The 13,118-nt window shown below is 63.1% G+C and carries 15 protein-coding genes and 1 riboswitch; of the genes, 11 read left to right on the top strand and 4 right to left on the bottom strand.

All coding sequences use genetic code 11. The annotated features are described in order from the left end of the window. The first annotated feature begins 113 nt into the window (after positions 1-113). The 4 genes from LAN70_00985 to fabF all read left to right on the top strand — a co-directional run bounded on the left by LAN70_00985 (position 114) and on the right by fabF (position 3,068). Positions 114-995: a hypothetical protein gene (locus LAN70_00985; protein MBZ5509723.1), complete on the top strand. Its 882-nt coding sequence runs from the start codon at positions 114-116 to the stop codon at positions 993-995. 201 nt (positions 996-1,196) lie between these two features. Next, positions 1,197-1,445 carry an acyl carrier protein gene (acpP, locus tag LAN70_00980; GenBank protein ID MBZ5509722.1) on the top strand — a complete coding sequence of 83 codons (249 nt, stop codon included), beginning with the start codon at positions 1,197-1,199 and terminating at the stop codon, positions 1,443-1,445. Between the two features lie 137 nt (positions 1,446-1,582). Continuing rightward, positions 1,583-1,825 carry an acyl carrier protein gene (acpP, locus tag LAN70_00975; GenBank protein MBZ5509721.1) on the top strand — a complete coding sequence of 81 codons (243 nt, stop codon included), beginning with the start codon at positions 1,583-1,585 and terminating at the stop codon, positions 1,823-1,825. Beyond that, positions 1,752-3,068, top strand: coding sequence for a beta-ketoacyl-ACP synthase II (fabF, locus tag LAN70_00970; protein ID MBZ5509720.1), 1,317 nt, complete (start codon positions 1,752-1,754; stop codon positions 3,066-3,068). The genes acpP (LAN70_00975) and fabF overlap by 74 nt, the downstream gene beginning before the upstream one ends. A gap of 116 nt (positions 3,069-3,184) precedes the next feature. Here the strand turns inward: fabF and LAN70_00965 are convergent, their stop codons facing one another. Next, positions 3,185-3,544, bottom strand: a complete 360-nt coding sequence (locus tag LAN70_00965; GenBank protein ID MBZ5509719.1) for a hypothetical protein — start codon at positions 3,542-3,544, stop codon at positions 3,185-3,187. A gap of 236 nt (positions 3,545-3,780) precedes the next feature. On the opposite strand from LAN70_00965, the gene LAN70_00960 reads away from it, so the two are divergent. The 7 genes from LAN70_00960 (at position 3,781) to LAN70_00930 (ending at position 11,912) form a co-directional block, all read left to right on the top strand. After that, on the top strand, positions 3,781-4,482 hold the full coding sequence (locus LAN70_00960) for a PilZ domain-containing protein (GenBank protein ID MBZ5509718.1): 702 nt from the start codon (positions 3,781-3,783) through the stop codon (positions 4,480-4,482). An 8-nt stretch (positions 4,483-4,490) separates the two neighbouring features. Then, entirely contained in the window at positions 4,491-5,396 is a 906-nt protein-coding gene (locus LAN70_00955) for an ATP-binding cassette domain-containing protein (GenBank protein ID MBZ5509717.1), read from the top strand. Then, positions 5,389-6,657: an ABC transporter permease gene (locus LAN70_00950; protein MBZ5509716.1), complete on the top strand. Its 1,269-nt coding sequence runs from the start codon at positions 5,389-5,391 to the stop codon at positions 6,655-6,657. The genes LAN70_00955 and LAN70_00950 overlap by 8 nt, the downstream gene beginning before the upstream one ends. Before the next feature lie 161 nt (positions 6,658-6,818). Then, complete coding sequence (locus LAN70_00945; protein ID MBZ5509715.1) at positions 6,819-7,514, top strand: lysophospholipid acyltransferase family protein; 696 nt, start codon at positions 6,819-6,821, stop codon at positions 7,512-7,514. A gap of 203 nt (positions 7,515-7,717) precedes the next feature. Further along, on the top strand, positions 7,718-8,623 hold the full coding sequence (locus LAN70_00940; protein ID MBZ5509714.1) for an FkbM family methyltransferase: 906 nt from the start codon (positions 7,718-7,720) through the stop codon (positions 8,621-8,623). A gap of 339 nt (positions 8,624-8,962) precedes the next feature. Beyond that, positions 8,963-9,166: a hypothetical protein gene (locus LAN70_00935; GenBank protein MBZ5509713.1), complete on the top strand. Its 204-nt coding sequence runs from the start codon at positions 8,963-8,965 to the stop codon at positions 9,164-9,166. 98 nt (positions 9,167-9,264) lie between these two features. Beyond that, a riboswitch (cobalamin riboswitch) is annotated at positions 9,265-9,527 on the top strand. A gap of 27 nt (positions 9,528-9,554) precedes the next feature. Beyond that, positions 9,555-11,912 (top strand): TonB-dependent receptor, encoded by a 2,358-nt coding sequence (locus tag LAN70_00930; protein MBZ5509712.1) that lies wholly within the window; start codon positions 9,555-9,557, stop codon positions 11,910-11,912. 116 nt (positions 11,913-12,028) lie between these two features. Here the strand turns inward: LAN70_00930 and LAN70_00925 are convergent, their stop codons facing one another. The 3 genes from LAN70_00925 to LAN70_00915 form a co-directional block, all read right to left on the bottom strand. Continuing rightward, entirely contained in the window at positions 12,029-12,310 is a 282-nt protein-coding gene (locus tag LAN70_00925; protein ID MBZ5509711.1) for a EutN/CcmL family microcompartment protein, read from the bottom strand. Continuing rightward, positions 12,307-12,687, bottom strand: coding sequence for a EutN/CcmL family microcompartment protein (locus tag LAN70_00920; GenBank protein MBZ5509710.1), 381 nt, complete (start codon positions 12,685-12,687; stop codon positions 12,307-12,309). Before LAN70_00920 ends, LAN70_00925 begins: the two co-directional genes overlap by 4 nt. Positions 12,688-12,779: 92 nt before the next feature. Beyond that, the gene (locus tag LAN70_00915; protein MBZ5509709.1) at positions 12,780-13,106 is read right to left on the bottom strand and encodes a EutN/CcmL family microcompartment protein; all 327 of its coding nucleotides are present in this window, start codon (positions 13,104-13,106) and stop codon (positions 12,780-12,782) included. Positions 13,107-13,118: the final 12 nt, after the last annotated feature.

Raw genomic sequence — 13,118 nt, 5'->3', positions numbered from 1 at the left:
CCAGGAAGAAGCAGGGCGTGAGCTCGGGACTACTCTTAGTTACCTAAGAAACTTCCCGGCCTGACGAAATTGCGGTACTCTATTGCGGTTATCGGTCGGGGTGTGGATCTTACATGAGACGGTGTATTGCCATCATCGGGGTTTTGCTGTTTTCGCTCGCCGCCTCCGCTGCGCTGGCGCAGGATGGGGCCCCGTTCGAGAACCGCGTCATCGGCGTGTCGAGAATTCATGCCCTGCTCGGGGACACTTATGCGCCGGATGACAGCGGCTCGCCCGCGCCGCTGCACGCCTTCAACCTGGCCGCGCCCGTTCCCAGCGCACGCCTGTCGCCCGACCAGGCGCTGGTCGCGTACTTGAACGGCGCGCAACGGCAGCTCGCCGATCTGGGCGCGTACTCCGATGCGACGGTGATCGAAGCGGACCTGCCGGCAACGGCGCAGCATGGAAAGTACGAACTGCGCCGCATGTACCAGGCGCCGCGATCGCTGGTGTTTGCCGCCATCCGCTTTGCCGGCGACAGTTTCGTGAAGACGAACATCATTACCAAGCTGCTGCAGTCCGAGGTGGAACACGTGCAGAAGGGCGAAGGCGCGCAAACCGCCATCACCGCGGACAACTACAAGTTCAATTTCAAGGGCACGGACACGATAGACGGCCGCCTGGCGTATGTGTACCACGTGAAGCCGCGGCACAAGGGGCCGGGACTGTTCAAGGGGCGCATCCTGGTGGACGCGGCGAGCGGACGGCTGCGGCGCGCCGAAGGCACGATGGCCAAGTCGCCGTCCCTCTTCGTCAAGAAAATCGAATTCGTGCAGGACTATGGGGAATACGGCCCGTTCAGCCTGCCGGTGCACATCCATTCGGTGGCCAAGACGCGCCTGGTGGGCCGCGCCGTGGTGGAGATCTATCACAGCGGCTACGAGGCCAAGACGGTCGCCGAAACGCAATCGGGGGCCGGCAGTTCCGCCAGCGCCGGCAGCGGCGGTACCAACTGACAGTAGCTGGTAGCGGGTGACCGAGCCCGCGAGAAAATCGAGGCCCTCCCCAGCGCTGAGTAAGTTCAAACTGACCCACGACTTTCCTGCCCCTTGAATTGACGCTGCGCATCCCGCCATGTACCATCGCCAATTGCTTTACAGGCAGAATGACCGCCAGATAGACTGGTGGGTTTACTGAGTGCAGGGAGGGCCGCCCAGATGGCGCAGGTAGATGAGAAGGTCAAGCAGATCATTGTGGAACAGCTCGGCGTGGACGAGGCCGAAGTCACCTCCAACGCGTCTTTCGTAGACGACCTCGGCGCCGATTCGCTCGACACGGTCGAGCTGGTGATGGCGTTCGAAGAAGCCTTCGACATCGAGATTCCGGACGAGGACGCCGAGAAAATCCGCACCGTCCATGATGCCGTGGACTACATCACCAAGAATGCCAAGGTGAGCAAACAGTAGGAGCGCACCGCCGATCAGACTGGGATGCATCTCGAGTCCCGGCGCGATTGAGGTCGGCGAGGAGGCGGAGGCGACCAGCGGCAGCAAGCCGCCCGCCATGGCAGGGCCGGCGCAGGAAGCCAAGCAAGGAGACCCCGATGGCAGCCGTAGACGAGAAGGTGAAGCAAATCATCGTCGAGCAGTTGGGAGTGGAAGAAGCCGAGGTCACCTCCAACGCGTCCTTTGTGGACGATCTCGGCGCTGACTCGCTGGACACCGTGGAACTCGTCATGGCGTTCGAGGAGGCCTTCGACATCGAAATTCCCGATGAAGACGCGGAGAAGATCCGCACCGTTCAGGACGCCATCACCTATATCGGTGGGCACGCAAAGGGGAAATAGTTTGGGGCGGCGGGTGGTAGTCACCGGCATCGGTCTTCTCTGCGGCACCGGCAACAGCACCGAGGAAGTCTGGCGCAACCTGCTGGCCGGGAAGAGTGGCATCGCAAGAATCCAGCAGTTCGATGCCTCGCAGTTCGCCTCGCAGATTGCCGGCGAAGTCCGCAACTTCGACCCGCTGCAATTTATCGAGAAAAAAGAGATCAAGAAAATGGGACGCTTCATCCACTTCGCCATCGCGGCGGCGGATGAGGCGATGAAGAGTTCGGGCCTGCAAGTTTCCCATGAGAACGCCGACCGCGTAGGCGTGCACATCGGCAGCGGCATCGGCGGCTTCGACGTGATCGAGCGCGAGCACCGGAACCTGCTGGAGGGCGGCCCGCGCAAGATCTCGCCCTTTTTCATTCCCGGCGCCATCGCCAACCTGGCCGCGGGGCACGTCAGCATCCGCTTCAACGCCAAGGGTCCGAACGAGTGCACCTCGACGGCGTGCACCTCGAGCGCGCACTCCATCGGCGACGCGTTCAAAATCATCGCGCGCTGCGACGCCGACGTCATGATCGCCGGCGGCACCGAGGCCGCGATCACTCCCATGGGCGTCGGCGGCTTCGCTGCCATGCGCGCGCTTTCCACCCGCAACGACGAACCGGAGCGCGCCTGCCGTCCCTGGGACAGGGAGCGCGACGGGTTTGTCATGGGCGAAGGCGCGGGAATCCTGATCCTGGAAGAACTGGAGCACGCGCGCAACCGCGGGGCAAAGATTCTGTCGGAAGTGGTGGGCTACGGCATGAGCGCCGACGCCAACCACATCACGCAGCCGGCGCCCGAGGGTGAAGGCGGATTCCGCGTGATGATGAACGCGCTCAACGACGCCAAGCTCCGCCCCGAACAGATTGGCTACATCAACGCCCACGGCACCTCCACCGACCTCGGCGATCGCCTGGAGACTCAAGCCATCAAGCGCGCGTTCGGCAACCACGCCTACAAACTGGCGGTCAGCTCCACCAAGTCGAGCACCGGGCACCTGCTGGGCGGCGCCGGCGGCCTGGAGGCAGGCATCACGGTGCTGGCGCTCCGCGACCAGATGCTGCCGCCGACCCTCAACCTGGAAAATCCCGACGAAGGCTGCGACCTGGACTACGTTCCCCTACACGCGCGCCACGGCGAGGTCGAGTTCGCCGTGTCGAACTCGTTCGGCTTCGGCGGTACCAACGGGTGCCTGATCTTCCGGCGCTGGACGGAATAGCCACCGACCTTACAGCGTAGTACTGAAAAACCGATAAGCTGGAAAGCTGAGACATAAAGACAAACAAAAAAGCGCAGCCCGTTGGCTGCGCGGCGCAATGTTGCCCCTGAACTCGCTTACTTGCCCTTGGCGCCCTCCATGGTGCAGGTCGCCGAGAGGTGCTTCAGGCTGGCGACTTCGAACATCTTCTTGGCCCCTTTTCCCGACCACTGTCCCGTCAACTGGACCGTGTGCCCGGCGTGTCCCTTCACCTTGTCGGTGGGTCCGATCTCCACGCCCTTCTTATAGTGCCCGTTGGTCAGCGCATACATGCCGTTCGCGCCAGGTTCCTTGCTCACGCAACCGGTCACCGTCGCTTCCTTGGTCGTCTTCGTTGTCTGGTCTGATTCATCCGTACCGCTCGAATAGCCGATCTGCGCCACGCTGGTGAATGTGAACGCCAGGACCGCGGCCAGCAGCAGTAGCAGTTTCTTCATAATCCTCTCCGTTAACCGTTAGTCTCACAGGTGCAAGAAATCCCTGGCCGAATAGATGCCGCTCCGGCTTGGAAGGTTACGCTGCACCAGGAAAGGGGCCGGCGCCGGTACTGCCACTTCAGAACTCGCAAAGACGGCGCTTTCCGGTGGCCCGTTGCCGCCGCAAAACGTGTTGCCAAATTCCGAAACCGACGCCAGAATATCCCTTAATTCCCTCAGGCTAAGGAATCCCCAACATGGAGAGTGCGGCCGGTCAAGGTGTGTCGCCGGAACAGGCAGTGGCGACGGCGGCGCTGGCCGGCGTGGACGAGCCGGCGGCGGCGCTGCTGACCGAATGTTTCCGGCAGTTCGGCATCTCGACCGTGGCCATTCCATCGCAAGACATCTCGCGCCTCAGCCGGGAGCGCTTTGCCGCCTTCGTGCTTCCTCTGGATGCCGCCGCCGAACCGGTCCTGGCGGAGATCCGGCGCTCGCCGGAAAACATGCATGCCGTCATTTACGGGTTGTGCGGGAGCGTGGCCCAGGCGATCCGATTCTCCTCTTACGGGATCAATGCGATTTTCATGCAGCCGGTGGAGCGCAACGCGGTGCTGCGCGTCGTGCGCACCACGCACCTGATGGTGCTGCGCGAATTGCGGCGCTACGTGCGGGTGCCGCTGGTGTCGGCGGTGATGCTCCAGACTGGCACCGAAATCGTACCGGCCAGCACCTTAGAAATCAGCTCGGGCGGAGTGTCGCTGCGCACCAAAGCGCGGCTGGCGGTGCCGCAGAGCGTGCAGGCAACGCTGCAGCTCCCCGGCTCGGGCGAGATGGCGGTGCGCGCCGTGGTGTGCTGGATCCGCCGCGACGAGGATACGGCCGGGCTGCGCTTTGAACCCGGCGACGAACGCCGCCTGCAGGTGCGCGAGTGGATTGAACATTTTCTTGGCGACGACTGAACCCTCCTATGCCGAACACGGTTGAACTGGAAAACGTCTGCAAATCGTACGATCACTTCGTCGCTGTGGACGCGCTGTCGGTGGAGATCCGCGCCGGCAGCGTCTACGGCCTGCTCGGCCCCAACGGCGCCGGCAAAACCAGCACCATCCGCATGATGATCGGCATCACCGTGCCCGACTCCGGCGCCATCCGGCTGTTCGGCGAGCCCTTCCGCCGCCCGCACCTGTCGAGCATCGGATATCTCCCGGAAGAACGCGGCCTGTACAAGCGCATGAAGCTGCTCGACCAGCTGGTATTTCTCGCCGAGTTGAAGGGCGTGCCGGCCGCCGAGGCGGCGCGCAAGGCGGCGTGGTGGTGCGAGCGGCTGGAACTGAGCGCGTGGATGGGCAAGAAGGTCGAAGAGCTTTCCAAGGGAATGCAGCAGAAGGTGCAGTTCATCGCCACCCTGCTGCACGATCCCGCGCTGCTGATTCTGGACGAGCCTTTCGCCGGACTCGATCCCGCGAATGTGGTCGCGTTGAAAGACGTGCTGCTGGAAATGAAGCAGGCGGGCAAGACGATCCTGTTTTCGACGCACCGCATGGACCAAGTGGAGCGGCTGTGCGATTCCATCTGCCTGATCGACCACGGCAAGGCCGTGCTCCAGGGGGACCTGAAGCAGATCAAGGCGAAATTCGGCCGCCACGACGTGCAACTGAAATACGAGGGCGAAGACGGTTTTCTCAGCGACGGCGAACTGGTGCAGTCGTTCAACAACTACGGCAATTACGTGGAGGTGCGGCTCAAGCCCGGCGCCGATCCGCAGGAGCTGCTGCGCAGGGCGGCGTCGCGGGCGCGGGTGGACAAGTTCGAGCTGATGGAGCCGTCGCTGGAAGAGATTTTCCTGGAGGTGGTGGGGAGGCGCGATGCGTAATACGTGGCTCATTCTCCGGCGCGAGTACCTGGAGCGGGTGCGCACCAAGTCGTTCATCATCTCCACGCTGGTGCTGCCGGCGCTGATGATCGCGCTGATGGTGCTGCCGAGCAAGCTGGCGATGCTGAAGGCGTCGGGCACCAAGCGGCTGGCGGTAGTCTGCGGCAACGCCGACTTCGCGCGCGCCGTGCAGTCACAGCTGGAAACCAGGAAAACGGGAGCCGAAAGTCTCGACTCCTCTCCCCGTTACCGGGTCGAGATCGTTTCCACACCGGACGAAGCGACGCGCGCCGCGCTCAAGGGCCGGATCGGCGCCGGGACGCTCGACGGATATGTCTGGCTCAGCGATGACGCGCTCGCGTCGCGCAAGATCTCGTATGTGGCGCGCGAGACCAGCGACTTTATCGAGGCGGAGACTATGCGGGCCGCCCTGAAGACCGCGTTGCTGAGGCAGGAGCTGCGCGCGCGCGGCGTCGCCGCCCAGGACGCCGACAAGCTGATGAAGGGAGTGGACCTGGACACGGTCAGCATCAAGGGCGGGCAGGAGAAGAAAGGCGGCGGCCCGCTGCAGTTCATCAGCGCCATCGTGCTGGTGATGATGCTCTACATGACGCTCATCCTCTACGGCGTCGCCGTCATGCGCTCGGTGCTGGAAGAAAAGACTTCGCGCGTGATGGAGGTGGTGCTTTCCTCGGCGACGGCCCGGGAACTGATGGCCGGAAAAATCCTCGGCGTGGGCGCCGTGGGGCTGACGCAGATCGCGCTGTGGGTCGTAATTGGTCTGGGCGCAACCACGCCCGGACTGCTGGCCGCCCGCAGCCAGCTTTCCGAGATCAATCTTTCGCCCGCCGCGCTGCCCGCGTTTGCCGTGTTCTTCGTGCTCGGCTTCCTGCTCTACAGCGCGCTCTACGCCGCGCTCGGAGCGATGGTGAATTCCGAGCAGGAGGCGCAGCAGTGGCAGTTCCTGGTGATTATGCCGATCATCATTCCTATCATGATGATGACCTACGTGATCCGGCAGCCGAATGCGCCGCTTTCCATGTGGATGTCGCTGGTGCCGTTCTTCGCGCCCATCCTGATGTATATCCGCGTGGTGGTGCAGATGCCGCCGCTGTGGCAGATCGGGGCGTGCATTGCGCTGCTGCTGCTGACGTTGTGGGGCGTGGTGGCGCTGTGCTCGCGCATCTACCGCGTCGGCATCCTGATGTACGGCAAGAAACCCACGCTGCCGGAAATCGTGAAGTGGGTCCGCTACGCGTGAGCGATTTAGTAATTTGGTAATTTCGTAATTTGGTAATTTGCAGAGCACCGAAGGTGCGTGCCCTGGTCTACACACGGCGGCAGCCGGGGAGACGAACTGGAGAGAACAAGTCCCGTAGGCCGCGAAAAATTACCAAATTACCAACTTACGAAATTACCAAATTGCAGACGACCACTTCCTCAGCCGCAGTCGAACTCGCCGAGCGTTTCACGTTCCGGCAGCGCCTCGCCCTCGCGCTCATCACCGCGGCGGGATGGCTGCTGGTGAAGCTGATCGGCCCCACGCTGCGCTACACCGTTTCCATCGAAGAAGGCGGCCCGGCCAGCGAGTGGATGTGCCCGGCGGTGTATGTTTTCTGGCATCGCTGCGTGATTCCGGCGCTGTACTGGTACCGCGGCAAAGGCATCGCCGTCATGACCAGCAGCAGCTTCGACGGGGAATACATCGCGCGGATCATCGAGAAATTCGGCTACCGCGCCGTCCGCGGCTCCTCGACCCGAGGCGGGGTACGCGCGCTGCTCGGCATGCACACCGAGATCGAGCAGGGCCGCGCCGTGGCTTTCACCATTGACGGCCCGCGCGGCCCACGTTACGTCGCCAAGCCCGGGCCGGTGCTGCTGGCGCGCAATGTGAAGCTGCCGATCCTGGCGTTTCATTGCGCCGTGGAGCGCGCCTGGGTCCTCAATTCCTGGGACCGGTTCATCATCCCCAAGCCTTTTTCGCAGGTCGTGCTGCGCGTCAGCCGTGCCGTGAACGTGTCGCCCGAGGCCGACGGCGCGGCGCTGGATGCGATTCACGCCGAAATGCAGGCGGCCCTCGACCGCGCCCGCCAAAGCGCAGAAGCCGCATTGAGCTAACTCGTTCCGTATTGGCCACCGGCGCCGCAAACCGGGGAAGAAGGTGGTGGACAGATGCGGCTGTTCTCCGTGACCTCCCCATGGGAGTCGACCCTGCCATTTTGGACCCGGTTCCAGGAAGGGAAGCAATTCTTGGAGTGAGAAAGGGGAGTTATTGCAGTGGCCGGAATGCGGGGCTAAAGTGCCGGCAGGTTAGCGACGCAATGAAGCCTTTGCTGACATATTTGGCGCCATTACGAAAACTCCTCCGCCGTACTCTTCCCTACTGGGCCGTGGCGATGCTCAAGTCGGCCTGGGCTGAGTATTCATTTCGAAGCTTTAACGCCCGGGTTGTTCGGCACCGGTACGGCGCCTACGACTTGCAAGTCGAACTGATTGACTTCGACGGTGCTTCGTGGCTCGACAAGGATTACGACGAGAGCGCCTTTGCTGAAATCGCAATGCTCAAGCGGCATAAGCTTGCTCCGGGCGCAAAAGTATTCAATGCGGGCGCCAACCAGTGCCTCCAGGCAATGATGATGGCGAGAGAAGCGAAGCCAAACGGATTCGTGTGGGCCATTGAGCCCAATCCCCATAACGTGCAAGCGGGCCGCAGAAATTGTGAACTCAACGACATCGACAATGTCAAGCTGATCGAGGCGGCGGCATCGTCAACGCGCGGGCAGCTTTGGTTTAACCGAGCCATGAATGGGCAAGTCGCGGTGAGCCAGCACGAGGCCGGCGCTCATTTGGTTGAGGTGGTCACCATCGACGATTTATCGGCCACCTTCGGTCCCCCGGATGTTCTCTACATTGACGTGGAAGGGTTCGAATGCGAAGTTCTCGAAGGTGCCAGGGCCACTCTCGGGTCGCACGCCCCCGACTGTTTCGTTGAGGTCCACTTGCAAACGGGGTTGGAACGGTACGGCGGCTCCATTGGGAAGGTGCTTGCCTTCTTCCCAAGCAGCCGATACGACCTCTACTACAGCAGTGGAGACGACGGCGTTTTTCGCCAAGTCGCAACCAACACTGTGCTCCCACAAAAGCGTTTCTACTTGGTCGCTCTGGCTCGGAGTCATGCTCGCAGTTTGTATTCGACCGAGGATATGGTGCTCTCCTCGGTGGGATAATGCCGCTGGGCCGCTAGCTTGCTCCGCTCAGGAGCAACCCCACGCCCGCCAGTCCGCCGAAACCGCGTTCGGCGAGAACAGCGCAGGTGCGTAACTAGCGCCAGGCGCTGTTCACGCCAGTCCCACTGATGCAAAAGGACGCGATGAAGGTGGGTGAGATGGCCATACACTTATCGCCGTGTTTCAAGGTCAGCCCGGGATTCTGGTTTACAATCCCCAAAGCTCGCAACGAACCGGCGAAGCCACGCGGTTTCGTCCAACGGAGACGGGAACAGAATGAAGATCGAGATCGTTCACTGCCCGACGTGACAGAACAACAGGGCCAAGGTCGCGAGTCTCGTGACCCTCATCAAAAAGCGCCTCAACATTGATGCCGTGACGACGCCTGGCAAGACCGGTCAGTTCGAAGTGATTGCTGACGGCGAGCGGATTGCCGAGCGCGGCGGAAACTGGCTCACACGGAGCCTTGGCGCCGGTTATCCCGATCTCGATAGCGTGGTCGAGCAACTCGAGAAGCGCCGCGCGAATCAAGCAGCGCGGTAGGCCATCGCACAGGTTACGCTTCGTGCCGTAGCGCAGAGCTATCAGCCACCCGCCATCGCCGCCGACATTGACATAACTTCCAATCGGCCATAGAGTCGTACCGCTCACGCGCTCGCGTGACGTTCTTTGACAACCTTGGTTCGCGCGTACGGGAAGCGGGTGCAAAGCCCGCGCTGCCGCGCAACTGTAAGCGACGCTGTACGCCGGCGCTGCCACTGTCGAAAGATGGGAAGGCGCGTCGAGTTCTGAGTTGTGAGTTCTGAGTTTTGAGCAATCGCATTCTTGCTCAGAACTCAAAACTCACAACTCACAACTGAAGAAGTCGCAAGCCAGGAGACCGGCGCGAACCGCCAACCACAACCCCTTTCGCGTGCAAAGGAGGATGGCCGTGCTTGTCCCTGTGTCGCGCCGCTGGCGCTCTGCTTTCTTCTTCCAGCTTTCCCACCGCTTCCGCGGTGGGCTAACGAATTCCGCCCGCTTTGCGGGCTGGTTCCCATTGCTATCGCGTTGCATCATTGCCACTCTTATCTTGGTGGCGAGCGTGGCCGTCGCGAGCAGCTTTGCCTCCGAGCTCAAGGTCAAAGTCGTTGATCCGCAGTCCGCGGTGGTGGCGGGCGCGCGCGTCACCGTATATCCGCAGAACAGCTCGACCGCGGTCGCGGTGCGCACGACGAATGCCGAGGGAACATGCGCGTTCAGCGGACTGAGCGCAACAACATATCGCGTGGAAGTGCTGGCCCCGGGATTTGCACCGGCGATGACCAACGCGTCGGCTGCGCGGGAAAAGGTCAATCTCGTGCAAGCGGCTTCGGTCGCTCACGAGGCCGAGATCACGGTCAAGCTGGAGCTGCCAAGCGCGGCGGCAACCGTGGTGGTGAGCGCGGAGCGCACGCCCCTGCCCAGTCAAGACACAGGTTCCGACACGTCGTCGCTTGGTCCGGACGCATTGACATCCACCCAGCCCGTGAGCGCGATTGACACGCTGCGCTTCCTTCCGGGAGCCATCGTGAGCGCCAGCGGACGGCGCGGCGGATTGTCGTCGCTGTTCGTGCGCGGCGGCGACTCGCGCTACAACAAGGTCATCGTGGACGGCGTCGCGGTGAACGATCCCGGAGGCACCTTCGATTTCGGCGTGGCGCCGATGTACCAGGTGGACCGGCTGGAGTTCGTGCGCGGCGCGGAGAGCACGCTCTACGGCTCGGACGCGATGACCAGCGTCATTCAGACCTGGACTGCGACCGGAACCACGCGCACGCCGGAGGTGCGCTTCGGCGCGGAAGGCGGAACCTTCGGCACGGCGCGCGGCTACGTGTCGCTGGCGGGCGCGCGCGGACGATTCGACTACAACCTGTTCGGCGAGCAGTTCAACACCAGCGGGCAGGGGAGCAACGACCAATATTCGAGTTCGCTGGAGGGCGCCAACATCGGGGTACAGATTGCGCCGCGCGCCACATTCCGGCTGCGCACGCGGCATTTCACCGACCGCACCGGCGTGCAGGGTTTCTGGAACTTCAACGGCCAGCCGCTGTTGCCGCCGGACAGCGACGCGCGCGCGCGGCAGAACAACTTCCTGGCAAGCGCCGAGCTGACGATCGCGGGCCCATCGCGCTGGCAGCACCGCTTCAGTGGCTTCGAATATCACCACCGGCGCTCGGTGGTGGACACGTTCATGGATCCGGGACGCGTCTCGCCGGCGTTCGGCAACTTCGATTTCCCGTTTTCCGATTTTGCCAACCTCAATCGCGCCGGCTTCGACTACCAGGGCGATTACGTAGCGCGAAGCTGGGCGCGAACCACGGTCGGCTATCACTTCGAGGACGAGAACGGCTGGGTGGGAGACCTGACCTCGCTGCCGCTCGGCCACGGGCTGCGGCGCAATCACGCGGTGTTCGGGCAGGAGGTGCTGACCTGGACGCGCGTGACGGTGATCGCGGGCGCGCGCTTCGAGCGCAACGAGAGTTTCGGCAATCGCGTGCTGCCGAGGATTGCCGCCAGTGTGCTGGCGCTGAAGGGCGGCCGGAGTTTTTCCGGCACGCGGCTGCGGTTTGCCTACGGCACCGGGATCAAGGAGCCGAGGCTGGAGGAATCGTTCGGCGTCGGCGGATTCGGGATCATTCCCAACCCCAACCTGAAGGCGGAGGAGAACCGATCGCTGGAAGCGGGCGTGCAGCAAAGCTTTGTCGGGGGTAAGTACTGGCTGGGCGCGACCTACTTCAACAACCTGTTCACCAACCAGATTGAGTTCAACTTCGATCCGGTGCTGTTTGTCAGCCAGTATCTGAACATCAACCGCGCGCTGGCGCACGGCTCGGAGGTGGAATTCCGGGCACGGCCGTGGTCGCGGTTGAGCGTGGACGCGTCGTATACCTACACCTCAACCCAGATCCTGAACGCGCCGCTGGCGTTCGATCCGCTGCTGAGCGCGGGCGCGCCGCTGCTGCGCCGGCCGAAGCACGCGGCTTCGATGCTGGCGGTGTACGCGGCGCGGCGCTGGGGCGGCGATGTGGGCGTGACCGCTCTGGGACGCCGCACGGATTCCGATTTCCTGGGGCTGCTGCCGCCGGTGACGCACAGTGCGGGCTACGCGCGCGTGGATTTCGGCGTGTGGCGCGCGATCAACAGCCGCATGACCGCGTATGTGAATATCGAGAACGCACTCAACCGGCATTACGAGGAGTCGGCGGGATATCCGGCGCTGCGGGCGAATTTCCGCGCGGGAATGAGATTTCGCATCGGAGGAGAGTAGGAGTTCACCACCGAGACACCGAGGACACCGAGCCGCACCGAGGAGTCAAGTCATTCTCGGTGAACCTCGGTGCACTCGGTGACTCGGTGGTGAAGAAGGTCTTCGATCAGCGTTGATCAGCGTTCGTCAGCGGCTAGTTCGATCTCGTCCACCACGCCGATGACGCTCATATCAATCGGAGAGTTGGGGCGGCCGGCGGCGGTCATGGCGCCGTAGCCTTCCTGGACGACGAGCACGCGGTCGCCGACGCCGGCGTCCACGGTGTCGAGGGCGAGGATGGGCTCGCCGCGGGCGGAATCGTCAAGCGCGAGCGGCTGCACCAGCAGCACCTTCCGGCCTTCGTGCGACTTGTGCTTGCGGGTGGCAACCACTTCGCCGAGGATGCGTCCGATGATCATCGGCGGCCTCGCTTCTCGGCGGCAGCGCGCGATTTCACGGCAGGCGCCGCGGGGGACGCCGGACCGACAGCCGTGCAGGCGGGACCAGCGGCCGATGAGGCGGAGCCGGACTGATCGGCGGCGGTGATCTCGTCCACGATGCCGACAATGCTGGCGTCGCTGACGACTTCATGATCGAAGGCGAGAGCGGCTTCGCGGCCACGGCACCAGTACACGGTTTCGCCGACCCCGGCCCCGACGGCGTCAATGCCGACCAGGGTCTTGCCGCGCGGAACGCCGTCCTTGTTCACCGGCTGGAGCACCAGGAGCTTGCAGCCTTCCAGCGTCGGGTACTTGACGGTGCAAACCACGGTGCCGATGACTTTCGCGAGCATCATGAGCTAACCCATTGCGGAATTGCGGAAGTGCCGAACTGCCGAATTGAAAACCAATTCACCGATTCCGCAGTTCGGCAATTCGGCAATTACCCTCAGTGTTTCGATTTGCCGGCGACGGCGGTGGTGCGCTTGTTGTAAGACGAAGACTCGGAGTCGTTCTCGGTGCGGACCTCGTCCACAATGCCGACGACGGCGCTGTCCACCGGCGATTCCTTTCCGCCGGCCATGCGGGCCGAGGAACCGCTCACCAGCAGCACCGTTTCATGAACGCCGGCGCCCACCGTGTCCACGGCGACGACGTAGCCGCCCTCCACCGTGCCGTCCGGCGTGACCGAACGGCAGACCAGCAGCTTGCGGCCTTGCAGGCGGTCGTCCTTGCGCGTGGCGACTACCGTGCCTACTACGCGTGCGAGAAGCATCGCAATGATCCT

Source organism: Terriglobia bacterium (assembly GCA_020072845.1).
Lineage (GTDB): Bacteria > Acidobacteriota > Terriglobia > Terriglobales > Acidobacteriaceae > JAIQGF01.
Note: the sequence above shows the minus strand (reverse complement) of the source record. Positions and strands in the feature narration are given on the sequence as shown.